The sequence below is a fragment of the Rhodococcus sp. P4_C10 genome (genome assembly GCF_056402135.1).
The window spans coordinates 154,962-180,087 of sequence record NZ_JBFUHZ010000001.1; the positions used below are offsets into that span (position 1 = coordinate 154,962).

Annotated in this window: 25 protein-coding genes; 12 read left to right on the forward strand and 13 right to left on the reverse strand. The window is 70.2% G+C overall.

Annotated features, from left to right (window positions below; all coding sequences use genetic code 11):
* Window positions 1-56: 56 nt before the first annotated feature.
* The 4 genes from AC1DWC_RS00720 (at window position 57) to AC1DWC_RS00735 (ending at window position 2,827) form a co-directional block, all read left to right on the forward strand.
* Window positions 57-269 (forward strand): dodecin, encoded by a 213-nt coding sequence (locus tag AC1DWC_RS00720; protein ID WP_477839305.1) that lies wholly within the window; start codon window positions 57-59, stop codon window positions 267-269.
* A 76-nt stretch (window positions 270-345) separates the two neighbouring features.
* On the forward strand, window positions 346-1,398 hold the full coding sequence (locus AC1DWC_RS00725; RefSeq protein ID WP_477905257.1) for an ATP-dependent DNA ligase: 1,053 nt from the start codon (window positions 346-348) through the stop codon (window positions 1,396-1,398).
* Window positions 1,395-1,757, forward strand: coding sequence for a DUF309 domain-containing protein (locus AC1DWC_RS00730; RefSeq protein WP_477905259.1), 363 nt, complete (start codon window positions 1,395-1,397; stop codon window positions 1,755-1,757). The genes AC1DWC_RS00725 and AC1DWC_RS00730 overlap by 4 nt, the downstream gene beginning before the upstream one ends.
* Window positions 1,757-2,827, forward strand: a complete 1,071-nt coding sequence (locus AC1DWC_RS00735; protein ID WP_477844556.1) for a DNA polymerase domain-containing protein — start codon at window positions 1,757-1,759, stop codon at window positions 2,825-2,827. Before AC1DWC_RS00730 ends, AC1DWC_RS00735 begins: the two co-directional genes overlap by 1 nt.
* Before the next feature lie 24 nt (window positions 2,828-2,851).
* Here AC1DWC_RS00735 and AC1DWC_RS00740 read toward each other — a convergent pair whose 3' ends face one another.
* The gene (locus AC1DWC_RS00740; RefSeq protein WP_477905261.1) at window positions 2,852-3,604 is read right to left on the reverse strand and encodes a MerR family transcriptional regulator; all 753 of its coding nucleotides are present in this window, start codon (window positions 3,602-3,604) and stop codon (window positions 2,852-2,854) included.
* A gap of 63 nt (window positions 3,605-3,667) precedes the next feature.
* On the opposite strand from AC1DWC_RS00740, the gene AC1DWC_RS00745 reads away from it, so the two are divergent.
* On the forward strand, window positions 3,668-4,144 hold the full coding sequence (locus AC1DWC_RS00745; RefSeq protein WP_477905425.1) for a DUF6194 family protein: 477 nt from the start codon (window positions 3,668-3,670) through the stop codon (window positions 4,142-4,144).
* An 18-nt stretch (window positions 4,145-4,162) separates the two neighbouring features.
* On the opposite strand, the gene AC1DWC_RS00750 is transcribed toward AC1DWC_RS00745, so the two are convergent.
* The gene (locus AC1DWC_RS00750; RefSeq protein WP_477905263.1) at window positions 4,163-5,068 is read right to left on the reverse strand and encodes an alpha/beta fold hydrolase; all 906 of its coding nucleotides are present in this window, start codon (window positions 5,066-5,068) and stop codon (window positions 4,163-4,165) included.
* A gap of 162 nt (window positions 5,069-5,230) precedes the next feature.
* Between AC1DWC_RS00750 and AC1DWC_RS00755 the strand changes: the two genes are divergently transcribed.
* The 3 genes from AC1DWC_RS00755 (at window position 5,231) to AC1DWC_RS00765 (ending at window position 8,244) form a co-directional block, all read left to right on the forward strand.
* The gene (locus tag AC1DWC_RS00755; protein ID WP_477905265.1) at window positions 5,231-5,821 is read left to right on the forward strand and encodes an HdeD family acid-resistance protein; all 591 of its coding nucleotides are present in this window, start codon (window positions 5,231-5,233) and stop codon (window positions 5,819-5,821) included.
* A 2-nt stretch (window positions 5,822-5,823) separates the two neighbouring features.
* Window positions 5,824-7,038, forward strand: a complete 1,215-nt coding sequence (locus AC1DWC_RS00760) for a serine hydrolase domain-containing protein (protein WP_477905266.1) — start codon at window positions 5,824-5,826, stop codon at window positions 7,036-7,038.
* Between the two features lie 165 nt (window positions 7,039-7,203).
* Complete coding sequence (locus tag AC1DWC_RS00765; protein ID WP_477905268.1) at window positions 7,204-8,244, forward strand: L,D-transpeptidase; 1,041 nt, start codon at window positions 7,204-7,206, stop codon at window positions 8,242-8,244.
* A gap of 15 nt (window positions 8,245-8,259) precedes the next feature.
* Here AC1DWC_RS00765 and AC1DWC_RS00770 read toward each other — a convergent pair whose 3' ends face one another.
* A complete protein-coding gene (locus AC1DWC_RS00770) occupies window positions 8,260-8,832 on the reverse strand; it encodes a TetR/AcrR family transcriptional regulator (protein ID WP_072843408.1) in 573 nt (190 codons plus the stop codon).
* Window positions 8,833-8,911: 79 nt separating this feature from the next.
* Between AC1DWC_RS00770 and AC1DWC_RS00775 the strand changes: the two genes are divergently transcribed.
* Both AC1DWC_RS00775 and AC1DWC_RS00780 read left to right on the forward strand, forming a co-directional pair.
* On the forward strand, window positions 8,912-10,675 hold the full coding sequence (locus AC1DWC_RS00775) for an ABC transporter ATP-binding protein (protein WP_477905271.1): 1,764 nt from the start codon (window positions 8,912-8,914) through the stop codon (window positions 10,673-10,675).
* A gap of 65 nt (window positions 10,676-10,740) precedes the next feature.
* A complete protein-coding gene (locus tag AC1DWC_RS00780; protein ID WP_477905273.1) occupies window positions 10,741-12,102 on the forward strand; it encodes a DUF2252 domain-containing protein in 1,362 nt (453 codons plus the stop codon).
* Window positions 12,103-12,150: 48 nt separating this feature from the next.
* Here AC1DWC_RS00780 and AC1DWC_RS00785 read toward each other — a convergent pair whose 3' ends face one another.
* The 5 genes from AC1DWC_RS00785 to AC1DWC_RS00805 form a co-directional block, all read right to left on the reverse strand.
* Window positions 12,151-14,118: a M13 family metallopeptidase gene (locus AC1DWC_RS00785; protein WP_477905427.1), complete on the reverse strand. Its 1,968-nt coding sequence runs from the start codon at window positions 14,116-14,118 to the stop codon at window positions 12,151-12,153.
* Between the two features lie 1,026 nt (window positions 14,119-15,144).
* Window positions 15,145-15,906, reverse strand: coding sequence for a DUF4190 domain-containing protein (locus AC1DWC_RS00790; protein WP_477905275.1), 762 nt, complete (start codon window positions 15,904-15,906; stop codon window positions 15,145-15,147).
* Between the two features lie 150 nt (window positions 15,907-16,056).
* Entirely contained in the window at window positions 16,057-16,962 is a 906-nt protein-coding gene (locus tag AC1DWC_RS00795) for a PaaI family thioesterase (protein ID WP_477905276.1), read from the reverse strand.
* Between the two features lie 28 nt (window positions 16,963-16,990).
* Window positions 16,991-17,899, reverse strand: a complete 909-nt coding sequence (locus tag AC1DWC_RS00800) for a PaaI family thioesterase (protein WP_477905278.1) — start codon at window positions 17,897-17,899, stop codon at window positions 16,991-16,993.
* An 87-nt stretch (window positions 17,900-17,986) separates the two neighbouring features.
* Window positions 17,987-18,760 (reverse strand): pirin family protein, encoded by a 774-nt coding sequence (locus tag AC1DWC_RS00805; protein ID WP_477905280.1) that lies wholly within the window; start codon window positions 18,758-18,760, stop codon window positions 17,987-17,989.
* Window positions 18,761-18,982: 222 nt separating this feature from the next.
* On the opposite strand from AC1DWC_RS00805, the gene AC1DWC_RS00810 reads away from it, so the two are divergent.
* Window positions 18,983-19,351 (forward strand): antibiotic biosynthesis monooxygenase, encoded by a 369-nt coding sequence (locus AC1DWC_RS00810; protein WP_477905282.1) that lies wholly within the window; start codon window positions 18,983-18,985, stop codon window positions 19,349-19,351.
* Between the two features lie 43 nt (window positions 19,352-19,394).
* Here the strand turns inward: AC1DWC_RS00810 and AC1DWC_RS00815 are convergent, their stop codons facing one another.
* The 5 genes from AC1DWC_RS00815 to AC1DWC_RS00835 all read right to left on the reverse strand — a co-directional run bounded on the left by AC1DWC_RS00815 (window position 19,395) and on the right by AC1DWC_RS00835 (window position 23,714).
* Entirely contained in the window at window positions 19,395-20,156 is a 762-nt protein-coding gene (locus AC1DWC_RS00815; protein WP_477905284.1) for a pirin family protein, read from the reverse strand.
* Window positions 20,157-20,160: 4 nt separating this feature from the next.
* Window positions 20,161-21,126, reverse strand: a complete 966-nt coding sequence (locus AC1DWC_RS00820; protein WP_477905286.1) for a pirin family protein — start codon at window positions 21,124-21,126, stop codon at window positions 20,161-20,163.
* 86 nt (window positions 21,127-21,212) lie between these two features.
* Window positions 21,213-21,761: a PadR family transcriptional regulator gene (locus tag AC1DWC_RS00825; RefSeq protein ID WP_477905288.1), complete on the reverse strand. Its 549-nt coding sequence runs from the start codon at window positions 21,759-21,761 to the stop codon at window positions 21,213-21,215.
* Between the two features lie 47 nt (window positions 21,762-21,808).
* The gene (locus tag AC1DWC_RS00830; protein ID WP_477905290.1) at window positions 21,809-22,792 is read right to left on the reverse strand and encodes an NAD(P)H-dependent flavin oxidoreductase; all 984 of its coding nucleotides are present in this window, start codon (window positions 22,790-22,792) and stop codon (window positions 21,809-21,811) included.
* Window positions 22,793-23,036: 244 nt separating this feature from the next.
* Entirely contained in the window at window positions 23,037-23,714 is a 678-nt protein-coding gene (locus AC1DWC_RS00835; RefSeq protein WP_477905292.1) for a TetR/AcrR family transcriptional regulator, read from the reverse strand.
* A gap of 188 nt (window positions 23,715-23,902) precedes the next feature.
* Here AC1DWC_RS00835 and AC1DWC_RS00840 point away from each other — a divergent pair, with 188 nt between their 5' ends.
* Window positions 23,903-25,126, forward strand: coding sequence for an acetyl-CoA C-acetyltransferase (locus tag AC1DWC_RS00840; RefSeq protein ID WP_477905294.1), 1,224 nt, complete (start codon window positions 23,903-23,905; stop codon window positions 25,124-25,126).

Consider the following 25,126-nt stretch of genomic DNA (forward strand, 5'->3'; position numbering starts at 1 on the left):
TCAGACTCCCGGTCCTACGCTGGTTGGACTCCGTCACCGAAGAGTGAGGAAGACCGATGAGCAGCCACGTCTACAGCGTCACCGAGGTGGTCGGGTCCTCGACCAAGGGGATCGACGACGCCATTGCCGGCGCGATCGCCCGGGCCGGGGAGACCGTCCGCAACCTGGAGTGGTTCGAGGTGGTGCACACCCGCGGGCACATCGTGGACGGCAAGGTCGGGCACGTGCAGGTGACGCTCAAGCTGGGGTTCCGGCTCGACTCCGAGTAGTCCCGCGCAGGCGAGTCGGGCGGCGCGGCGGGCGTTTTGCCTCGCGGATCCGCGGCCGGTGCGCAAGTATGGGGGCGTGGATCTCCCGTTGACTCCGCCCCTGCAACCGATGCTCGCGAAGGCTGCCGCCGCCGTGCCCGCGCAGCCGGAGGGCGAGGATCCGGTGTGGTCCTACGAACCCAAGTGGGACGGCTTCCGTGCCATCGTGTTCCGTGACGGCGACGAGGTGGTGCTCAGCTCGCGCAGCGGCAAGGATCTGGGCCGGTACTTCCCCGAGATGCTCGCGGCGGTCCGCGAGGAGCTGCCGTCGCGCTGCGTGCTGGACGGCGAACTGGTGGTGCCGCGCGAGGTGGACGGCCGTACCCGGCTGGACTGGGAGGCGCTCTCCGAGCGGATCCACCCGGCGGCCAGCCGGGTCACGCTGCTGTCCGAGCAGACGCCGTCGCAGCTGGTGGGCTTCGACCTGCTCGCGCTCGACGACCGCGACCTGACCGGGGAGCCCTTCGCCCGGCGCCGCGAGCTGCTGCTCGGCGCCGTCGGGTCGCGCGGCCGGTCCTGTCACGTCACCACCGCGACCACCGACGCGGGCCTCGCGCAGGAGTGGTTCTCGATGTTCGAGGGTGCCGGACTGGACGGCGTGGTCGCGAAAAAGCTTGCCGGGCATTACCTTCCGAACAAGCGGGAGATGATCAAGGTCAAGCATGCGCGCACCGCGGACTGCGTGGTGATCGGGTACCGCCCGCACAAGAGCCAGCCGGGGATCGGCTCGATGCTGCTCGGCCTCTACGACGGCGACGAGATGCACTTCATCGGCGGCGCCTCCGCGTTCACCGCGGCCAGGCGGATCGAGCTGCAGGCCATCCTCGACCCGCTGCGCCTCGGCGAGGACGTCGTCAACGACGGCGAGGCCAGCCGGTGGTCCGCGGGCAAGGACCGGCAGTGGGTGCCGCTGCGACCCGAACTGGTGGTGGAGGTCGCGTACGACCAGATGGAGGGCGACCGGCTGCGGCACGCCGGACGGTTCCTGCGCTGGCGTCCGGACCGGGAACCGCGCGAATGCACCTACGAGCAACTGGAGGTTCCGGTGCGATACGACCTGACCGACGTGTTGGCGGGCGGTGCGTCATGACCGGGACCACGGACCTCGGCGCCGTCGTGACCGAGGCCCAGCGGTTGTTCGACCACGGCGAGCCCGCGCAGGCGCAGCGGCTCTTCACCGATGCCTGGCGCACCGCCCCCGCCGACGAGCTGGAACTGTGGGAGGGGCTCGGCCGGCTCGCCGCCGGGCTGAGCGCCGCGGTGGGGGACGGGCCCGGCGCCGCGCGCGAGCTCCGTCGCGGCGCCGATCTCGTCGGCGCCTACGAGTCCCGGCCCCCGCACGCGCTCGACGTCAGCGGCCTGCGCGCCTGGGCCGTCCACCTGGCCGACGAACTCGAAGGCGGTACCCCCGTGACGACCGTGCCCCTGCCGCGACTGAGGATGCCGTGATGGCCGCCAAGAGTGCAGGCGCCGCAGTCGAACTCGACGTGGACGGCATCGCGGTCCGGCTGTCGAGCCCCGACAAGATCTACTTTCCGCAGCTCGGCGCCGACGGCGGGACCAAGCGGCACCTGGTGGAGTACTACCGGACCATCGCGCTGTACGAGGGCGGCGGCATCATGACCGCGCTGCGCGACCGGCCGACCCACCTGCAGCGGTTCCCGGACGGCATCGAGGGCGAGGAGATCTACCAGAAGCGGATCCCCGCGAAGCGGCCCGAGTACGTGGGCACCTGCACCGTCACCAACCCGAACGGTCGGACCGCCGACGCGCTGCTGGTGCGCAGCCCCGCCGACATCGTGTGGGCCGCGCAGATGGGCAACGTGACCTTCCATCCGTGGCCGGTGCGCTCGGCCGACCCGGACCGGCCCGACGAGCTGCGCATCGACCTCGACCCGCAGCCCGGCACCGGGTTCGCCGAGGCCCGGGCGGTGGCGTTGGACGTGCTCGCGCCGCTGCTCGACGAGCTGGGCCTGGTCGGCTACCCCAAGACGTCCGGCGGCCGGGGCGTGCACGTCTACGTCCGGATCGAGCCGCGCTGGGACTTCATCGAGGTGCGGCGCGCCGTCATCGCGCTGGCCCGTGAGGTCGAACGCCGGGACCCCACGCGGGTGACGACCGCCTGGTGGAAGGAAGAGCGAGGCGCGCGGATCTTCGTGGACTTCAACCAGACCGCGCGGGACAAGACGGTCGCGTCGGCGTACTCGGTGCGCAAGACCCCGCGGGCGACGGTGTCGACGCCGGTGACCTGGGCCGAGCTCGCGGACGTCGAGCCGGACGACTTCACCATCGCGACGGTGCCGGACCTGGTGGCCCGGCGGGGCGACCCGGCCGCCGGCATCGACGCCGTCGTGCACTCGCTCGACGGGCTGCTGGAGATGGCCGAGCGGGATGCGTCGAACGGTCTCGGGGACATGCCGTACCCCCCGCAGTACCCGAAGATGCCGGGCGAGCCGAAGCGGGTGCAGCCGAGCCGGGACAGGGACCTGACCGGGCAGGACAAGGCCTCGAAGCACTGACGACTGCCGCCCGCGTGCACGTCGTCAGTCCAGGGCCGACGGGCGGGCGCCGGGAGCCGGGGCCGCAGTCGGGGAGATCAAGGCGCTGAGTGCGGCGGCACCCTCGAGGAGAGCTCTCGACCGGGCGTCGATGCTCGCGCCCCTGGCGGCCAGTGAGGTCGATACTTCGTCCCACCGTTCGACGCGTCGCAGCTGCGGCAGCAAGGCCCGGAGCGGCGCGATGCGGTAGCCGGCCATCCGGAGCTGATGGACGATCCGTGCGTCCCGTACGTCGCCGGGGAGGTACCGCCGCGGGTCCCGCGGGGAGTCGCGACGGGGAACGACGAGGCCTTCCGCGTCCCAGTGCCGCAACGTCGAGGGCCGCACACCCAGTGCGGTTGCGAGTTCGGAGATGCTCATCGCGTCCGACGGGCGGACGTCGTCGATGGGTTCCTCGGAAATTGCCGAGGCCGCCCGCTCGGCCAGCGCGAGTTCCCGCCGCTCCGTGTGGAGCCGGGCGTGCGCCGCGTCGAGCAGGGCGAGCAGGTCCGAAGTGCGGTGTGCCTGCGCCGCGCGCATGATCTCCTTGGCCTCGATCGGCCCGGTGCCGTCCGCCAGGGCGCGGTAGGCCAGTGCGGAACGCAGATGCGTCTCGTCGTAGATCCGGTATCCCGCGTCGGTGCGTCCGGCCGGCGGCAGCACGCCGTCCCGCTCGAGATTGCGCACCTGCTGGACGGAGTACCCGGCCCGGCGCGCGACATCGATCGTCCGGACCCCGGCCGACTTGCGACTTCCCACCCGTCCACCTTGGTGTATCTGGGCCAAAGTCTCCACAAGGACATGAATGAAAAGCTGGAACACATGAGCATCGACGAAATCATCGAGTTCCTCGACGGCCTCGGCGGGGTTCTCGCCCTCCGGCCTACGCCCGGTGACGGTTCGCCGGAGGTCAGTTGGGGCGACACGTTCTTCTACTACGCGCCCGACGGCGAGGTTCCCACGACGACCCAGCCGTTCGCGACGATCGTGACGAAGGACTACCCGGGCGACGAGCGATCGCGCCTCAACCGCCCGGACACCTTCCGGCTGAATCTCTTCGCCGGCACGGACGCTTTCGTCGGTCGGACAGGCCTGAGGCCGCGCGACGCCACCACGAGCGAGGTCGACCCGAGCGTGGCCGACACGGTGATGCCGCACCCCGTCTACGGCACGCTGGGCTGGCTGGCGGTGGTGAATCCGGGGTCGCGGACGGAGCCGGCGATCCGTGAACTCCTGGGCAGCGCACATCATCTGGCCCGCTCGGGGTACGAGCGGCGGGCACAACCGCGGCAGCAGTGACCCGTCGCGCCGGAGCGGTCAGCGTTCGCCGACGAAGTCCAGGACCAACCGGTTCACGATCTCGGGCTGCTCCAGGTGCAGGAAGTGGCCCGCTCGCGGAATCCGTGCCACCCGGCTGCCGGGTGGCAGCACTGCCTGCACGCGATCCGCGTAGCGCGGCGTCATGCAGCCGTCGTCGTCGCCGTGGAGGTAGAGCGTCGGCACCGTCGGTGCCTGCAGAAGGGCCGACTGCCAGTGGCGGTAACGCGCCGGAGGCCGGGGGAAGGGGCGCAGCGCGGCGCGGTAGTAGCCGAGGGCCGCGGTCCGGCTTGCGTTCGACTTCAGTGCCGCCGCTACATGTTCGAGGTCCTCGCCGGCGTCGTAGCCCGGCGACCAGCGGCGCCAAAGGTGGGGGATCAGCCCGTCGAGTGAGCGTTCCGACACCCGGGGCAGCTGGTTGAACAGCATGTACCAACTTCTCGGCAGCTGGGTGGCCAGGAGCCGGGGCACGGCGAGGAGCTCCGACGGGGACCGGCGCGGGACGAATGCGGGCGCCGGTGGCACGGCCATCGACACCACGCGGCCGAAAGGCGAATCGCGATGTGCTGCCAGCCCGTTCGACGTCACGGATCCCCAGTCGTGCCCGATGAGGACGGCCGACCCGTCGGCGCCGACGGCAGTGTGGATTCCCACGGCGTCGTCCATCAGTGCGCCGATGTGGTAGCTGCCGTCGAAGGGGATCGACGACGGCGCGTAGCCGCGGGTGAACGGTGCGATCACCCGCCAGCCGCGCTCGCCCAGGGCCGGGCCGAGATGCCGCCACGTCCACGCCGTGTCGGGATATCCGTGCAGGCACAATGCGAGCGGACCGCCGTGCGGACCCCATTCGAGTGTCGACAGCGACACCGTCTCGAGGTCGATCCGGCCTTCGCGGGGGGCGCTCATCACTGCACGGTAAACCACGCGCCGCGGCCGGTTCGGGCCGAAGCCGTTTGCCACCCTGAGTAACCGCTTTCCGGCCCCTCGGCGTGCCCGTCGACAGTAGGCTCGCGGTACCCGCCCAGGCGCTCCGGCGACCGGGCGTCCCGCACACAGTCGGAGGTTGCGATGACGGACAGTCCTCTCGTCGGCAGCAATGAGGCCATCCTGCGAATCGGCAAGGACGTGTGGTGGTCGGTGGTGCTGCGCGGCGTGATCGCCGTGGTGTTCGGCATCGTCGCGATCGCCTGGCCCGCGGTGACCGTGCACGCGCTGGTATTCGTGGTCGGCATCTACTGGATCATCGACGGCCTGGTCACCGCGGCCCGTGCGATCGCAGCCCGGTCGGTGAGCCCGGGGTGGGTGTGGTGGTTGGTCGCCGCGCTGGTCTCCGTGGCCGCGGGCATCGCGGTCCTGGTGTGGCCCGAGATCACCGCGTTGGTCTTCGTGTACCTGGTGGGCTTCTGGGCGATCCTGATCGGCGTGCTCGAGGTGCTCGGTGCGTTCCAGGTGCGCGCGGCCGGCGGGGCGCACTGGGGCTGGCTGCTGCTGATCGGCGTGCTGGCGGTGGTCTTCGGTCTGGTGCTGGTGATCTTCCCGGGGGACGGCATCATCGGTCTGATCAAGCTGATCGGCGTGTTCGCGATCGTCGAGGGTGTGCTGCTGCTGATCGCCGCCTGGCAGGTGCGTGCCGCGGCAAAACGCGCCGGCGTGGTGTGACGATGAGTGAGCGCACCGCCCGGATCCATCACCTCGACGAGATCACCCGGCCGCCGACACAGATGCACGTGGACCCGCGGTTCCTGCCGCTGGCCGACCGGTTCTTCGCGATGTACCGCCGCCCGCAGCACGGCGGCGGGGCCTTGTCGGCGTACCTGGACGGCGAACTGGTGCTGGACATCTGGGCCGGTTGGGCCGACCGTGACCGGCGCTGGACCCACGACACGATGGCGCTGTCGTTCTCCACCGGCAAGGGCGTCGCCAGCACCGTGGTGCACCGGCTCGCGGAGCGCGGCGTGCTGTCCTACGACGAGCCGGTGGCGACCTACTGGCCGGAGTTCGCGGCGGCAGGCAAGGAGCGGATCACGGTCCGCGACGTGCTCACCCACCGGGCCGGACTGCACAAGGTCCGCGGCTTGGTCCCGGGCAAACGTGCGTTGCTGGACTACGACACGGTGGTCGCCGCACTGGCCGCGAGCCCGCCGGACCCCCGGCGGCTGTCCGGGCCGGGGTACCACGCGGTGACATTCGGCTGGATCGTCGCGGAGATCGTGGCCCGCGCGTCCGGCCGTGAGTTCACGGACGTGGTGCGCACCGAGATCGCCGAACCGCTCGGGGTGGCGGACTTCTGGTATCGGGTGCCGGTGGAGAATCGGGACCGGATCGCAAAACTGTTCCCGCACATCAACCCCGGCGGCATGCCGTGGGGTCCGACGTCGTCGGTGCTCACCCGGGTGCGCCCGCTGAACGGGCTCGCCGAGGCGGCCATGCCGGACGGCTTCGACGAACTGGTCCGGGATCCCGCCGTGCACGATGCGGTCATGCCGGGCTGGAACGGGGTGTTCACCGCACGGGCACTGGCCAGGATGTACGGCGCCATCGCGAACGGCGGGACGATCGACGGGCGAGAGTTCTTGCGGCCGGAGACGATTGCCCAGATGGGGACCGTCCAGACCCGTCGTCGCGATTACGTCCTCGGGGGCGCGCCGGTGAACTGGCGGCTCGGGTACCACCCGGTCTTCGTTGCCACCCGGGTCCAGCCGCGGTACGCGTTCGGGCACTACGGCGTCGGCGGCTCCGGCGGGTACGCGGACCCCGCGACCGGGTTGTCGTTGGGCTACGTCACCAACAGGATGGGCAGCGCGCTCACCGCACTGGGCGACCTGCGTCTGGCCCGTCTCGGTGCGAAGGCACAGGCGATCGCGGCTCGCCCGTAACAGCAGGCGCCGGCTCGGCCTGGTTCGAGTTCCCAGCCCGCTACCGGCGTGGGACACCTGCGCAAATCGGACACCTGATTACCATGGGTAAGGAGTTTGAGGCACTGTCGGCAGGAGGCCGTGTTCGTCGCGGCGGATCGGCGGCAGCCGAGCGACGGGGGCGAAATGGGTACCGAGACGACCGGACGGGCCCGCTGGAACATTCCCCGTCGCTTCGCTCGCCCCCACGCGGCGCGAATCGGGGCGGCACTGCTGGGGGCGGTGGCCGTCGGGGTAGTGGTGATCCCGCCGGCGCAGGCGGCACCGCTGTTCCCGGGTGGGCCTGAGGTGCCGACCCTGTCCCAGTGGCAGCTACCCGAATTGCCGAAGCTCGAGTTGCCGGCGTTGTCACTGCCGGCCGTTGAGTTGCCGGCGTTGTCACTGCCGGCCGTTGAGTTGCCGACCGTCCCCGGGCTGCCCGTGCCGGTCTCGCCGGCGCCCGTGGAGCCGCCGGTGGGTCCTGCAAACTTCTCGGCGCCACGCCTCGACCCGTCCGAGGGCGAGGTCGTCGGCGTCGCGCAGCCGATCGTCATCCGGTTCGACGAGAGCATCGGCGACCGCGCCCAGGCCGAGCGGGCGGTCCGGATCACCAGCACCCCGCGGGTGGACGGCCACTTCTACTGGATCAACGACAGTCAGGTCCGGTGGCGGCCGAATGCGTTCTGGCCGGCGAACGCCGACGTGGTGGTCGAGGCGGGCGGGGCGCGGTCGGCGTTCCGGATCGGCGACGCCCTGGTCGCGACGGCGGATGACAACACGAAGCAGATCGTGGTCACCCGCAACGGCGAGGTGGTCAAGACGATGCCCACCTCGATGGGCAAGACCGGTCACGAGACGCCCAACGGCACCTACATCGTCGGCGAGCGAGTGCGTGAGATGTACATGGACTCGTCCACCTACGGTGTTCCGGTGGATTCGCCGGAGGGCTACCGGACCTACGTGGAGTACGCCACGCGCATCTCCTACAGCGGCATCTTCCTGCACGCGGCGCCGTGGTCGGTCGCGGATCAGGGCCACACGAACGTCAGTCACGGCTGCCTCAATGTCAGCACCGAGGACGGCCGGTGGTTCTTCGAGAATGCCAAGAAGGGCGACCCGGTGATCGTGCAGAACACCGCGGGCGGTGTCCTCGACGGCCGCGACGGACTGGGGGACTGGAACCGGTGAGGGTGGGGCGGAGCCCTAGTCTCGCGTAATGCCCGAGATCGTCATGTCGATGGCCTCGAGTGCCTCGGTCCGCGAGTAGCCCTCGTGTTCGAAGCTCTCCCAGCCGGTGAGCAGTGTCCACCACAGCATCCTGCGGATCCAGCGGACCTGGAGTGCGCAGCCGATGGAACCTTCCTGCTGGCCCCGCTCGATCAGGGTGATCAGGGGCGCGTCGATGGTGCCCAGACGGTCCCAGAACTCCTGGTTCGCCAGGGAGTGAGGATCGCCGAACACGAGTGTCAGGACGGGGCCGAGGTCGAAGCACTCGTGGCTCATCCGACGTAATGCGGCGTCGGCCGGCCCGTCGACAGGGCGGGCCCGATCCAGTGCCGCGCCGAGCTTGTCGAGTGCGTCCTGGCCGAGCGCGACCAGCAGGTCGGCGCGCTCTGGGTAGTAGCGATGCAGCGTGCTACGCCCGACCTCCGCCTCGGCGGCGATCTCTCCGAGCGACGCACCCGAGTTTCGGCCGAGGGTCTGGAATGCCGCGTCGAGGATCGCGCGGCGAGTCCGGGCCCGTGTGCCTGATTCGGTGGCGGAATCTATGGACATGGAATGACGGTAACAGCATTGAGATCCAATCTGGAACAAACCATGACATAAATGGGACATTGGTGGTTCACTGATGGACATGACTGATTCGACGGCGCAGGAGTCCTGGCCGAACGTGCGACTGTTGTGGTCCTTCATTCGTCCGCACCGGGTGGCACTGTCGATCGGTCTGGTCCTGTCGTGCGCGTTCACCGCGGTCGGGCTCGCGTTGCCGATGATGATCAAGGTGGTTCTCGACACGCTGGGTACAGGTGGCGGGCTCGGCGGGCCGATCACCATCCTGGTGCTGCTGCTCCTTGCCGCCGGCAGCATCGGGTTCGTGCAGCTGAACCTGATGGGTTCGCTCGCCGCCCGGGTGGTGTTCGAGGCGCGGGAATCGATGGTGCGCAGCTACTTTCGTGCCACTGTGGCAAGCGTGACCAAGCGGCCGTCCGGTGAGCTGGTCACTCGCGTCACCTCGGACACCATGTTGCTGCGGGAGGCCACGTCCACGTCGCTGGTGGGCATTGTCAACGGAGTGGTGGCGATCGTCGGCACGCTGGTGATGATGGCGGTGCTCGACCTGGTCCTGCTGGGCACCATGGTGGGTGCCCTGGCGGTGGTGGGTGTGCTCGCGGCGGTGCTGATGCCGATGATCGGGAAGTCGCAGCGGAAGGTGCAGGAATCCGTGGGCCGACTCGGCGGCGTGCTCGAGGGTGCGCTTCGCGCGATCCGCACGGTGAAGTCCAGCCGGGCAGAGGATCGGGAGACCGAGCGGATCATCGTCGACGCCAAGGACTCCCAGCTGCACAGCGTGCGTGTCGCACGGATCTCGGCGGTGGTCTGGACCGTCGCCGGTGCGGGACTGCAGCTCGCCATCGTCGGAATCCTGGCCTTCGGGGCGTGGCGGGTCAGCACCGGTGTCCTGGCGGTGTCCGGTCTGGTCGCCTTCCTGATGTACGCGTTCATGATGATGATGCCGGTGACGGAGCTGACGCAGAACTTCACGCTCTTCCAGGCGGGGATCGCTGCGGCAGGACGGATCCGCGAGGTCCAGGCGATGGAGGCCGAAGAGCCGGACGAGGTCCAGGTCCGACAGCTGCATGCCGCGCCGGACGTGCCGGTGCTCGAGCTTGTCGACGTCACCGCACGATATGCACCCGGCTCCGAACCGTCGCTGCGGGGGGTCAGTGCGAGCATCCCCGCGCGTGGCCACACCGCGATCGTCGGCCCGTCCGGAGCCGGTAAGACCACGGTGTTCTCGCTGTTGCTGCGCTTCCTCCACCCCGAAAGTGGCGAGATCCTGCTCGACGGCGTCCCGTTCTCGGAGATCTCGTACGAACAGGTGCGCTCGCGGCTGGCGTACGTGGAGCAGGAAACTCCCATCGTGCCGGGGACGATGCGTTCGAACCTGCTGTTCACCCACCCGGGGGCCAGCGAGGACGAGGTCTGGGAGGCATTGCGTGCGGTGCACCTCGATGACATGGTCCGTGCGCTGGACGAGGGCTTGGACAGCGATGTGTCCGGCACCAGCATTTCCGGGGGCCAGCGGCAGCGAATCGCCGTGGCGCGGGCCATTGTCCGACGCCCCGACGTGCTGCTGCTCGACGAGGCCACCGCGCAGGTGGACGGCCGCACCGAGGCCGCCATCCACGACGTGATCCGCGAGCTGTCCAAGGACAGTGCTGTGGTGACCATCGCGCACCGGCTCTCCACCGTGATCGACGCGGACAGGATCCTGGTGATGGAGGAAGGGCGGATTCGGGCCAGCGGCACCCATGCCGAGCTGTTGCGCTCCGACGCGCTGTACCGGGAACTGGTCGCGGCGCTTCGGATCAGCACGGCTGAGCCGATCGCCGTCTGACCGCCGCGCTGCACAATCGTCTCGTCTAGCTGCGGAAACGTTCTCGGCGGCGGTACCATCGGGCGATGGCAGGTGCCGTTTTCGAACCGCCGGAACCCGCCGACGCTCGACGTCGGCGCGGTAAAAGGCTGCGAGCCACCGTCCGGCGGGAGGCACTCGGCGAGTGGTCACCGCCCGCCGACCGCCCCGACCCGACCGGCATCCTCGACCGGCAGAACGCCACCAGGGTGCCCGAGTTGGTGCCGCTGCGGTACCAGCGGATGCTGGCCTCGCCGTTCAGCTTCCTGCGGGGGTCGGCGGCGATCATGGCGTGGGACCTCGCACACGGGCCGCGCACCGACCTGATGGTCATGGCCTGCGGGGACGCCCACCTGGCGAACTTCGGACTCTTCGCCGGCCCGGACCGGCGACTGGTGTTCGACCTCAACGACTTCGACGAGGTGCATCGAGGCCCCTTCGAGTGGGACGTCAAGCGGCTCGCGGCGTCGGTGTTCGTCGCGTCCGTCGAGGACGGTCACGAACCTTGGGAGGCGCGCGCGGCCGCCCGGGTGGTGGGGCAGGTGTACCGGGAGACGATGGCGCGCGCGGCAGGCATGACCTCCCTCGACATCTGGTACGCACGGATCGAGGCGGACGCCCTGCGTGAGCTGGTGCGGGAGATGGTCGGCTCGCGGCCGGTCGCCGCGACCGAGGCGGTGTTCGCGAAAGCGGAACGGCGCACCCCGCTGGACAACCTGGCACGGTTCGCGACCGTCACCAGCGAGGGCCTGCGGATCAAGGAGGATCCGCCGCTGGTGGTGCGGCTCCCGCACGACCGGCACGCCGAGGCGACCAAGCTGCTCTTCGACGCCTACGCCAACTACCTGGACACCCTCGCCAGCGACCGCCGTCAGCTGGTGGCGCGGTACCGCTTCCAGGACATCGCGCGCAAGGTAGTGGGGGTCGGGTCCGTCGGCACCATGTGCTTCATCGTGCTGTTCGTCGGGGACACCACCCAGGACCCACTGTTCCTGCAGATCAAGGAGGCACAGGAATCGGTGCTGGCGCCGTACGTCGAGGGCGTCGAGTACCGGGACCAGGGGCAGCGGGTGGTCGAGGGGCAGCGCCTGATCCAGAGTGCGAGCGACCCGTTCCTCGGCTGGTTCACCGGGACCGGTCCGCTGGGCCGCGACTTCTACGTTCGGCAGCTGCGGGACAAGAAGGGTGGCTTCGACATCAGCGTCCTGCGGCCGGAGGGCATGCGGGTGTACGCGCGGGTGTGTGCGAGCGCGCTGGCCCGCGCCCACGCCCGCACCGGGGATCCGATTGCGATAGACGGGTACCTCGGCAGCGGGGCGGTGTTCGACGCGGCGATCGAGCGGTTCGCCGTCCGCTACGGCAAGCAGAACAGGCGGGACTACCGGAGGGTGCGCGCTGCGCGAGGTTGACGGGCGGACCGATCCGCCCGCCAACTCCGCGCGAACACGACGGCTCCGCTACCAGATGCGCACGCGGAGTTCGGGTTCCAGGTAGAGGTCGTCGCCGGGCGTCACGTCGAACGCGTCGTGGAAGGTGTCCAGGTTACGCACCACGCCGTTGCAGCGGAACTCTGGCGGCGAGTGCGGGTCGACGGCGAGGCGGCGCAGGGCCTCCTCGTTGCGGGCCTTGGTTCGCCACACCTGGGCCCACCCGAAGAACACCCGCTGCAGTCCGGTCAGCCCGTCGATCTCCGGGGCCTGCTTGCCGTCCAACGCGATCCGGTACGCCTCGAGTGCAATGGACAGCCCGCCCAGGTCGCCGATGTTCTCGCCGATGGTGAACTCTCCGTTGACCTTGTGTCCGGGCAGCGCCTTGGGCTCGAACGCGTTGTACTGCTCGATCAGCGCGGTGGTGCGCTTGCCGAACTCGGTGCGGTCGTCGTCGGTCCACCAGTCGACCATGTTGCCGTCGCCGTCGTACTTGGCGCCCTGGTCGTCGAAGCCGTGCCCGATCTCGTGGCCGATCACCGCGCCGATCCCGCCGTAGTTGGCGGCGTCGTCGGCTTCCGCGTCGAAGAACGGCGGCTGCAGGATGGCTGCCGGGAAGACGATCTCGTTCATCCCGGGGTTGTAGTAGGCGTTGACGGTCTGCGGCGTCATGAACCACTCGTCACGGTCCACCGGGCCGCCGAGCTTGGCCAGGTCGCGGTCGTGCTCGGCGGCGTAACCGCGGCGGTAGTTGCCGACCAGGTCGTCGGCGGTGATCTGCAGCCCGGAGTAGTCGCGCCACTTGTCGGGGTAGCCGATCTTCGGGGTGAACTTCTCCAGCTTGGTCAGCGCGGCCTTGCGTGTCTCGGGGCCCATCCACTCCAGTTCGGAGATGTTGCGCCGGTACGCCTCCTGCAGGTTGGCGACCAGTTCCTGCATCCGCGCCTTGGCCTGGGCGGGGAAGTGCCGCTCCACGTACAGCTTGCCGACGGCCTCGCCGATCAGGTCCTGCACCAGCGTCACGCCACGCTTCCACCGCTCGCGGTTCTCCTCCGCGCCGGTCAGGGTCCTGCCGTAGAAGTCGAAGTTCTCGGCGACCACGTCCTCGGTGAGATACGGTGCGCGCGAGTGGATCACCCGCCAGGCAGTCCACGCCTTCCAGTCCTCGAGCGGGCGCTCGGCCCACAGTGCGGTCATCGAGGCGAGGAAGCTGGGCTGGCGGACCACCAGCTCCGCGAACGTTTCCGTGGTGCCGCCGAGGCCGGAGACCCATGCGGCCCAGTCGAACCCGGGGTTCTCGCGGGCGAGGTCCGCAAACGTCACCAGGTTGTAGCTCAGCTCCGCGTCACGCCGCTTGACCACGTCCCAGTGGCCGGCCGCGATCGCGGTCTCGAGGTCGAGAATGCGCTGCGCGTCGCCGGCCGGGTCGGGTCTGCCGGCGAGGGCGAGCATGGCCTGCACGTGCGCCCGGTAGGCCTCGCGGGTGTCGGCGTAGGAGTCCTCGCGGTAGTAGGACTCGTCGGGCAGGCCGATGCCGGACTGCGTGAGGTGCACCAGGTAGCGGGTGGAGTCCTTGGCGTCGGTGTCGACATAGCTGGCCACCACGCCGCCGACTCCGACGCGCTCGAGCCGACCCAGCAGACCCGCGAGCGCGGACCCGTCGGCGACGGCGTCGACCTCGGCCAGCTCCGCTGCGATGGGCTCCAGACCCGCGCGCTCGACGGCGTCGGCATCCATGAACGAGCTGTACAGGTCGCCGATCCGCTGCGAGTCGGTGCCCGTCGCGCCCGCGGCCGCGGCGGACTCGGTGATGATCGCCTGCACGTCGATCTCGGCCTGGTCGTAGAGGGTGCGGAATGCGCCGTCGACGGCCCGGTCGGCGGGTATCTCGTAGCTGTCGAGCCACTGGCCGTTGACGTGGACGAACAGGTCGTCCTGGGCTCGGATGCCCGTGTCGAGGTGGGTGAGGTCGATTCCGGAGCGCGTCATGCCCTCCATCATGGCCGCTCGGCGGGGGGGGGGGGGGGGGGGGGGGGGGGGGGGGGGGGGGCCGTCCTGGGCATTGGTCGTGTTGTTCCCGCGGCCGGTGTGCTCGTCGTACGGGGCGCCGGCGTAGACCTCGTCGAGCAGGGCCTCGTCGAAGAACAGCTGGGTGGTCAGCACGGTCTTCTTGTCCACGTGCACCTTGACGTCGATGTGTGTGGTCCGGCCCATGTACCAGCCGGGGAAGACGGTGGTGAACGCGGCGACCCCGTTGGCATCGGTGACCTGCGCGCCCCGCAGGTAGGTGCCGTCGTCCGTGGTGGTGGCCTCGCTGTCGCCGACGCTGTAGGAGCCGTCGGAGGTCTCCCCGGATCCGGCGCCGCCCGGACCGCCGGCACCCGGACCACCGCCGCCGGGCCCGCCGGCCGGAGGCGCGCCCGTCGGGGGCCGTCCGCCCGGACCGCCGCCGGCCGGGGGGCCGCCGCCGTTCGAGGCCTGTGATCCCGACTCGAAGCCGGAGTACGCCCCACCGGCGTCGCAGTGCCAGATCTCGACCACGGCGTTGGCCGTCCCGCCGCCGCCCTCGGGCGTGCAGGTGGCGCTGTCCTGGACCCGGATCGCCAGCTCGAAGGTGGTGCCGGGCCGGTCCTCTCGGATGTCGCTGCGGATCGAGTCGACGTCGAACCAGTACGGTCCCTGCGTCTCCTCCTTGCTGGTCACGCACTGCGGTGCCCGGGCCAGCAGCGCCATCACGTCGTCGCCGGCGGCCGCCGAGTCGGTGACGACCGAGGTGGTGGTGGTGGCGCCGCCGCCCGACGCGCCATTGCCCGTGCAGGCCGCGATGAGTCCGCTGAGGCCGACCGTGCCGCCGAGGGCCAGGGCGCGTCGCCGGCTGACCCGGGCCCGGCTGCGTTCGATGTCCTTGTTCACGCTTTCTCCCGTCTCGCTGTTGCGGTCCACCCTCGCGGGCGCCGCTGCGAGAACGCTGCGACGGTCCTGTCCGGTCGCAGTGAAAACGCTGTGAGTCTGCTGTGTGGAAGGTCAGCGGGGCGGGACGACCGTGGGGGCCTCCAGGGTCACCGAGAACCGGTCCTCGATGTTCTGCTGGAACTCGTCGATGCAGCGCTGTTGGGCCTGTTCACTGCTGCCGGCGTCACGCATGCAGTCGACGAAATCCCGGCCTCCGACGCGGTTGAACAGGCCGATGCCCACCACCACGAGCACGATCGAGACGATCACCGCGAGGACGCCGAGCAGGATGCCGGCCAGGGACATGCCGCCGTTGGTGGCGCGCTGCTTGCGGACCTGCGAGCGGCCGACGAACCCGAGGATCACCGCGAGGATGCCCAGCACCACGCCGCCGATGACGGTCCACGAGGTCACCAGGGCCAGGATTCCGACGATCAGGGCGGCGATGCCCGCGCCGTTCTGCGCGGCGGGTGCGCTGGGCTGGGCAGCGTAGGGCTGGGCGGGGTACTGCTGCCCCGGGTACTGCTGTCCCGGGTACTGGCCGGGCTGTTGCGGCTGTCCCGGGTAAGGCTGGCCGGGTTGCTGCGGCTGTCCCGGGTAAGGCTGGCCGGGGTACTGCGGCGGCTGGCCGGGGTACTGCTGCCCCGGAGGCTGCGGCGGACCCGGGTACGGGGGCTGGTACTGCGGGTAGTTCGGCTGGCCGCCGGGCTGGGCCCCGGGCTGACCGCCGGGCTGGGCCCCGGGCTGACCGCCGGGTTGCCCACCCGGTTGATCCTCTGACGGCGGTTCGTTGCCCGGCTGCGGGCCGTCCGGTGGCTGAGGGGGCTGGGTCATCGTCTCTCCTCGATCGAAACCGTGAGCGCCGAATCTGATCGCCCCTGCAGGATAGTCCGCGCCTGGCCGATTCGTCCGGTTCCGCCCCCGGCCGGCCGGCGCCCGAACCCCGGGGAAAGGAGGTGACCCGGCGGGAAACGGGCGCCTCGATCAGACCAGTTGGATGCTGGCGGCCGCGCGCACCAGCACCTGGCCGGCCGGGTCCACGAGCCTGGTCTCCACGAGGGCGAGCCGGCGTCCGGCCCGCACCACCGTCGCCTCGGCGCGGATCCGGGGGCCGTCGACGGCGGGGGAGCGGATGAAGTCGATCCGCAGATCCAGCGTCCGGTAGTTCTGGCCGGGGGCGGTCAGGCTCTGCCCGGCGAGCCCGGTCAGCAGGTCCGCGGCGGAGACCAGGACGCCGCCCTGGATGGACCCGAGCTGGTTGCTCATCCACTCGCGCGGCGCGAACTCGCCTGCCACCCGACCCTTCTCGACGTCGGTGAGGTCCACCTCCAGCAGGCCGGCGAGGGGTCCCCGGGCGATCCGGCCGGCCTGGATCCCGGTGACCACGTCGAGGCCGGCGTACCCGGCGAACGCGGCCGCGTCGGTGACGGGTTCCGCGGCGGGGACGGGCAGGCGCTCACCGCGGGCGATCGCCTCGGTGTGGGTGGCCGGGCGGGTGACAACCATGCCGCGGGACTGCAGGACCACCGCAACCTGTCCGTCCGGCCCGACCATCTCGCCCGTGGCGAGCCCGGTTCCGGTCTCGAGGTCGAGGTGCACGGCCTGTCCGCGCGCCACGATCGCACCGGACGCCGGCAGCGGTGCGGCCATCGCAGCGGTGATCTGGGAGAGCACCACCGAGGCGCCGGCCGGCATCGACGTGCCGACCGCGCCGCCGGGGACGGCGTCGACGAGTACGCCGATCGAGCCGAGGACGGTGCGCCCGCGGTGGTCGTGGAAGCGGGGGCCCAGCTCCTGCTCGAAGCGGACCGAGCCGGGCTCGAGGTCGAGGGCCCGCACATCCATCAGTTCGTTGAGGCGATCCAGGCGCAGGGTTTCCGTCGCGGTCATGCGGCCCTGTCTACCAGCCGGGTGTTCCTCACTCGAGTTGGGCACTGGAACCGGTGCGGGCGAGCAGATGGCCGTCCGCGTCGAGCAGACGGGTCTCGATCAGCACGATCCGGCGTCCGGCACGCACCACCTCGGCCTCGACGCGGATCGGTGGTCCGTCGACGGCGGGGGACCGGACGAAATCGATCTTCAGGTCCAGCAGCCGGTACGACTGCCCGGCGGCGGTCAGGGCCTGCGCACTCAACCCGCTGGTCAGGGCCGCGGCGGAGAAGAGGATTCCGCCCTGGACCGAACCGATCTGATTGCTCATCCACGGGGTCGGAGCGAATCGGGCGGAAATGCTTGTGTCGCCGACCGATTCGATTTCCATCCCGAGCAGTCCCGCCAGGGGGCCGCGACGGAGGGTGCTGGCGGCGATACCGGCCACGACGGCGCGCCCGTCGAGTCCGGTCAGGGACTCCGGGTCCGCCGGCTCCGGGTCCGGTATCACCAGGGTGGGACCGGCGGCGAGGTGCACATCGCTCCGCGCGGCGCGCGTCACGACGACGCTGCGGGCGAGCAGGCGCACCGCGGTGGCGCCGGCCGCGGTGGCGACCCGTCCCGCGGACAGCCCGGTGCCGGCGTCGAGGTCGAGGTGTTCGGTGCGGGCCCGTGCGGTGACCACGCCCGCCGAGGGGAGCGGGGCGGCGACCGCGGCGGTGAGTTGCGAGACCACGGTCCGGTGGCCCGGGGGGAGCGAGGCGTAGAACGCGCCGGCGACCGCGGTGTCGGCGAGCACGCCGACCGAGGCCAGCCCGCACAGTCCGCGGTGGTCGCGGAAGCGCGGACCGATCGTGCCCTCCAGTTCGGTGCCGGCGGGGGCCATGGCGAGCACGCGGACGCCCATCATCGTGTTCAGGGGGTCGACGCCGCGGGGGCGGGTTGCGGATACGGTCATGGAATCTCAATAGCAGCCCGCGACGGTGTCGAGTAGTTCAGGGTCCTGCCTGGCGGGACGGCGCGGAATCGAATGGGCCGCCCGGCCCTAACCGCCGAGGCGTGCGCGCATCTCCCAGACCAGCACCTCGGCGGGCTGCGCCGCGCTGAGCCGCTGCCCGCCGGTCGCGGTGAACCGGACCGCGTCGCCTTCGGACAGGATGCCCGCGCCCTCGAGTGCGACCTCGCCCTGTGCGACGAACAGGTGCAGGTAGGGGGCCTCGGGAAGCTGGACGGTGTCGCCGGCGCGCATCCGTGCCACGTACAGCGCGGCGTTCGAGTTCGCGATGCCGATGGCCGACTGCCCCTTGTGTTTGCGCATGCCCGACGCGACCGGGACCAGCCCGCCGCGCATCAGCTCGTCGTCGATCTCGAGCTGCTCGTAGCCGGGGGTGATGCCGGATTCGTCGGGCAGCACCCACATCTGGACGAAGCGGACCGGTTCGGCGTGTTCGGCGTGGGGTGAGCCGGGCAACCGCCAGGCGTCGTTCTTCTCCGAGTGGAGGATCCCGGACCCGGCCGTCATCCGCTGCGCGAGACCGGGGTAGATGACACCGGAGTGCCCGATCGAGTCCTGGTGCACCAGCGAACCGCGCAGCACCCAGGTGACGATCTCCATGTCGCGGTGCGGATGGGTTTCGAAACCCTGTCCCGGCGACACGATGTCGTCGTTGTTGACCATCAGCATGCCGTGATGGGTGTTGTCGGGGTCGTAGTGCTGGCCGAAGGAGAAGGAGTGCTTCGAGTCCAACCAGGCGATCCGGGTTTTCAGCCGGTCGCCGGCCCGGTGGATGTCGACGTGCGGTGTGGTGGGTGCCGTCATGGTTGGGTTCCTCCCTCGTGGTGCCTGGGTTCCACAGTACGGAGGTGGTCCGGAAGGCCCGCGACCTTGCGGTCGTATCGTCTGACAGTTGCTGGACCGGGGGGTCTCGACCGCGGCTACGCCCTGGCGCAGCACATCGGACCGGTGTGATCGGGGCTTTTGCGCTGGTATTTTGAGGAGGTCGCATCGCGTGGATGCGCGCGGGAGCCGAGGCGGGAACTAGTGAGCAACACCGAGGGCGTCGGAGCGGCCGACACCGCTGGCGGGGCGGCCGAAGGGGCCGGCGCGAACGTGACGACCACGATCGTGCGCCGGATCAGGTCGGGCCGTGACGACGAGTTCGCCGACTGGATTCAGAGCGGTCTCGGCCTGGCCAGGATCTTCCCAGGCTTCCTCGGCGGGGGGTGGCTCAAGGAGAGCAGCGTCTCGGACGTGTGTGTGATCGTGCTTCGCTTCGAAACGCAAGCTGCCCTTGATAACTGGCTTCGTTCGGCATTGCGAGGGGGGTGGCTGCGCACCGGCAGGAACATCGCCGAGGAACTGCCCAACGACCGCGTCACGACGGCCGTGGACCTGTTCGAGCGGCCCTGATCCGGTTCGATCTGCACGTGCAGGACCGGGGTGGCGGGGAAGCCTACCTCCGTTGTCGTGAACTGAGCTCGGCGTGCATCTCCCAGATCAGCACTTCGGCGTCCTCGGTGGCGGTCAGCCGCTGGCCGCCGGTCCCGGTCAGCCGGATCGAATCCCCGTGGGAGACAGGGCCGACACCCTCGACGTCCACCGCGCCGCGGGCCACGAACACGTGCCCGAACGGCGCGTCGGGGATCGTGACCGACCCGCCCGGCCGCAGCCGCGCGGCGTGCAGGCCCGCGTGGCGGTTGCGCAGCCCGATGGCCGCGTCGTGGCGGTGCCGCGGCAGGCCGGAAGCCACCACCACGAGTTTGCCGGCGTCGAGTTCGTCGTCGATCGGCAGTTCCTGGTAGCTCGGCTCGATGCCGAATTCGTCCGGCGGAACCCACATCTGCACCAGGTGGACGGGCTCGGCCACGCGAGAGCCGTCGGCGCGCACGCGGTCGTTGCGCTCCGAGTGGAAGATCCCCCGGCCCGCGCTCATCCGTTGCGCGAGACCGGGGAAGACCACGCCCGAGTGCCCCTCGGAGTCCTGGTGGACCAGGGATCCGCTGAGCACCCAGGTGACGATCTCCGCGTCCCGGTGCTGGTGGCTGTCGAAGCCCTCGCCGGCGTCGACGATGTCCTCGTTGTTGACCACCAGCAGTCCGTGGGCGTGCTCGGCCGGGTCGAAGTTGCCCGCGACGGGCATGCTGTGTCGCGAGTCGAGCCAGCCGTACCTCAGGTGCCGGCGGTCGCCGGCCCGCTGGACCGCCACCTCGGCCACGGCGTCAGCCGAGGGTCTCGTGGGCGGCTGGGATGGACCCGAGGCGTCCGGCCTGGAAGTCCTCGAACGCCTGGATGACCTCGGCCCTGGTGTTCATCACGAAGGGTCCGGCCATCGCGACGGGCTCGCGGATCGGCTTGCCGCCGAGGATGAACACCTCGAGCGACTCGGTCCGCGAGTCCTGGGTGTCCGCGGCCGCGACGGTCAGCGTGTCTCCCCGTCCGAAGACGGTGGTCTGGCCGCTGCGGACGGGCCGACGCTCGGCGCCGACCAGGCCGTCGCCGGCCAGCACGTAGGCGATCGCGTTGAACTCGGGGTTCCACGGCAGCGTCAGGCTGGCGCCGGGTGCGACGGTCGCGTGCACCAGGCTGATAGGCGTGTAGGTGGAGCCGGGGCCCTGGTGGCCGTCGACCTCACCCGCGATGACGCGGACCAGGGCGCCGCCGTCGGGGGAGGACAGCAGCGCGACCTTGGCGCCGGTGATGTCCTGGTAGCGCGGCGCGGCCATCTTGTTGTCCCGCGGTAGGTTCACCCACAGCTGCACGCCGTGGAACAGGCCACCGCTCACCACCAGGTGCTCGGGCGGGGTCTCGATGTGCAGGATCCCGCCGCCCGCGGTCATCCACTGGGTGTCGCCGCCGCCGATGGTGCCGCCGCCGCCGTTGGAGTCCTGGTGCTCCATGATCCCGTCGATCATGTAGGTGACGGTCTCGAAGCCGCGGTGCGGATGCCACGGGGTGCCCTTGGGCTCGCCGGGCGCGTAGTTGACCTCGCCCATCTGGTCCATGTGGATGAACGGGTCGAGGTGCTCGAGGTCGACGCCGGCGAACGCCCGGCGCACCGGGAAGCCCTCGCCCTCGTATCCGACGGGGGCGGTGGTCACACCGAGCACCGGGCGGGCGACGGCGTCGGGTGCGGTCTCGCCGATGCGGGGCAGGGCGAGGATGTTGTCGACGGTCACGGCGGGCATGCGGACTCCTCCGGCTTAGTAGTTGATGATTCAACTAGTTCACTGTAGCTCAACACCGTCGGCCCGGAGGTATTCCCCGCGGACGGTCAGTCGGACCCGCGCCGGTACTCCTGCTCCACCCGATCGCACCAGGACAGCAGGTACTGGTGCAGCTCCACGTGCAGGTCCGCGACCCTGGGCGGGAACTGGACGCCGTGCCGTTCGACGGTCTTGCGGGCCGCCGGGGAGACCTCCCGCTCGAACTTCCGGAGGATCCGCCGCGACCGCGCCCGTATCTGCTCGAGCAGTACGGGCACCTCGTCCGGTTCGAGCACGTCGGCGAAGAACAGCTTGACCTGCAACAGGTCTCGCATCTCGAAGTCGCTGTCGCCCTCGTCGAGCACCCAGCGATGCAGCGCCTCGCGGCCGGCCGGGGTGACGGTGAAGAGGCGGCGGCGCCGGTTGCCCTGGTGGTCGTCGCTGCCCTCGACGAGGCCGGCCTCCTCGAGCTTGCCGAGCTCGGTGTAGATCTGCGGCGGGGAGATCGACCAGAAGTGGCGGAGCGAGAGTTCCGCAGACTTGCGGATCTCGTATCCGGAACGCGACCCCACGAAGAGCATCCCGAGAACGACGTGTCCTGAGTTGCTGATGTCCATGACCGGAACCCTAATCAGTGCCCGGGACGCGTCTCGACAGGTTGCGGCTATCCGAGCAGCGCCGTGCGGGCCGCGGCGTACTCGGCGGCCAGCCGGTCGACGAGCGCGGACGCGGGGAGCACGGCCTTGACCGCACCGACGCCGTGCCCGGCGCCCCAGATGTCGCGCCAGGCCTTCGCCTCGGGCTTGCCGTCCTGCGTGTCGGTCTTCTCGCCGGTGCCGAAGTCCATCGCCGACGGGTCGGACTCCGCGAGGTCGGCGGGGTCGAGGCCGGCCGCCTCGATGCTGCCGCGCAGGTAGTTGCCGTGCACGCCGGTGAAGAGGTTGGAGTAGACGATGTCGGACGCGGCGGAGTCGACGACCATCTGCTTGTAGGCGTCGGCGGCGCCGGCCTCCTCGGTGGCGATGAAGGCGGACCCGACGTAGGCGAGATCGGCGCCCGCGGCCTGGGCGGCGAGGACCGAGCGGCCGTGTGCGATCGAACCGGAGAGCAGCAGCGGGCCGTCGAACCACTCACGGATCTCCTGGACCAGCGCGAACGGCGACTGGGTGCCGGCGTGCCCGCCCGCGCCCGCGGCCACCGCGATGAGTCCGTCGGCGCCCTTCTCGACAGCCTTGCGGGCATACCGGTTGTCAGTGACGTCGTGGAGCACGACGCCGCGGTAGGAGTGGACCGCGTCGTTGACGTCGGCGCGGGCGCCGAGCGAGGTGATCACGATCGGCACCTCGAACTCGACGATGGTGGCGAGGTCCTCCTCGAGGCGGTCGTTGCTCCTGTGCACGATGAGGTTCACCGCGTAGGGCGCGGCGGGCGACTCGGGATGGTTGGCGTCGTGCTTGGCCAGTGCCTCGGTGATCCGCAGGAGCCACTCGCGGAGCATCGGCTGCGGCCGGGCGTTGAGGGAGGGGAACGAACCGACGACCCCCGAGGTGCACTGGGCGATCACCAGGTCCGGATTGGACAGGATGAACATCGGCGACGCCACCACGGGCAGGCGGAGTCGGTCCTGGAGCACGGGGGGCAGGCTCATCTGTTTCTCCTCAGCGTCGGTGCAGTCCTGTTGGCGCAGTGGACTTTCTGTGCGTACGCGCAGTCCCGCCCGGTAGGGGCCGGCGATCAGGATTCCGTGCCAACAGGTTTCCTCAATAGGTTCATATTACTTATACCTCGGGCACGGGCGTCTGCGCCAGGGTCGGGATCGTGGCTGCGGTGTCCCTGAGCGATCGCTTATTCCCGTGACCGTTGGGCCGCCCGCATCCGACCGCGGGGCCAGGTCAGTCCGACGACTTCACGATGCGTTCGGCGATGCTGGCGAACGCGGCACCGACTTCGTCGTGGGTCTGCAGCTCGCGAGAGGGAAACCAGCGGACCGTGTCGATGCACAGGGACATCACGGCCAGGGTCGCCGTGTCCACGTTCTCGACCGCGAACTCGCCCGTCAGGACGCCGTCGGCGATGATCTCCCGCATCACCCGCACGGTGTCCCTGCGGAGGTGGACCACCTGTGCCTGATTCTCCTGGGTGAGCGCGTGCAGTTCGTACTGTGCGACACGGCCGGTGGTGTGCTGCTCCGCATGCCACCGGGCGAAGTGGAAAACCGCTGATCTGAAGCGCTTTGTCGCCGATCCCGTGGCGGTGGCGCCCGCGGTCAGGGCCGCGCGTGCGGACTCGTGCCCGGCAAGGATCAGTCGAAGCAGCACGTCCTGTTTGGAGCTGAAGTGGATGTACATGGCGGCCGGGCTCATCCCGGCGCCGGCGGCGATCTCCCGGGTGCTCGTCCCGTGGTAGCCCTTGGCGGCGAATGCATCCCTGGCCGAGTCGAGCAGTCGTTGTTCCGCATCGGCGGCCGCCCTGCTGCCGCCCGGCCCCGGCCGGGGGGCCGGCGGGGATGGCGGTGCTTGTTCTGTCACCTGGTTCTCGTCTCCTGTCGTGGCGCCGCCGCGGTCGCTCATTGCCGTCTCGTCGCTATTGACATTCTCGCATTCGTCATCGCAAACTAAGCGAGCGCTTAATCAGCTCGTCTGAGCGGGACGCCCGGGTCGGCAAGATCCCGGACCCGTCCATCGAGAACATCACGGAAAGAGCCGGACGCCCCTCGCGCGCCGACCTCACCGGTCCGACCAGGAAAGGCCGATCTCCCATGACTGAAGCAGTCATCGTCTCCACCGCCCGTTCGCCGATCGGGCGGGCGGGCAAGGGCTCGCTCGCGGGTGTTCGGCCCGACGACATGGCCGCCCAGATCGTCCGTGCCGCGCTGGACAAGATCCCCGCCCTGGATCCGCACACGGTGGAGGACCTCTACCTGGGGGCGTGGGAGCACTCCGGCGAACAGGGGGAGAACATCGCCCGACGGGTAGCGCTGCAGTTGGGGCTCGACTCCGTGCCCGGTGCGACCGTGAACAGGGCATGCGCCTCGAGTGTCCAGACCACCCGGATGGCGGCCAACGCGATCAAGGCGGGCGACGGCGAGATCTTCATCTCCGCCGGAGTCGAGTGCGTTTCGCGCTACCCGCAGCAGACCGGCGTCGGTGCCGGCGACGAGCAGTTCCAGAACCCGCTCTTCGCGCAGGCACAGGCGCGCACCGCACAGTTGGCGGCAACCGGCGCGGTGTGGACGGATCCGCGCCTGGCCGGCGGGCTCCCCGATGCCTACATCACCATGGGACAGACCGCGGAGAACGTCGCCACCCATCGCGGTGTCAGCAGGGCCGAGCAGGACGAATTCGCCGCGCGCTCACAGCAGCTCGCCGAGAAGGCAATCGCTGACGGGTTCTTCGGTCGGGAGATCACCCCGATCGTCCTGGCAGACGGGAGCGTGGTGACCGTCGACGACGGCCCGCGTGCCGGCACCACCGTGGAGACGCTCGCGGGGCTGAGGCCCGTATTCCGTGACACCGGTTCCGTGACCGCCGGCAATGCCTGCCCGCTCAACGACGGCGCTGCGGCGGTGGTGGTGATGAGCGACCGGAAGGCGGCCGAACTCGGGCTCGTCCCGCTCGCGCGGGTGGTCGCGACCGCTGTCAGCGGTCTGTCGCCGGAGATCATGGGTCTCGGTCCGGTCGAGGCGTCCCGTCGCGCGCTGGCCAAGGCCGGGCTCTCGATCGGTGACATGGACCTGGTGGAGATCAACGAGGCTTTTGCCGCGCAGGTGATTCCGTCCTACCGGGACCTCGGCATCGACATCGACCGACTGAACGTCAACGGCGGGGGTATCGCACTCGGCCACCCCTTCGGTGCGACCGGGGCCCGGATCACCACCACGCTGCTGCACTCGCTGCAGGAACGGGACAAACAGTTCGGCCTCGAGACCATGTGCATCGGCGGCGGCCAGGGCATGGCCATCGTCTTCGAAAGGATCAGCTGA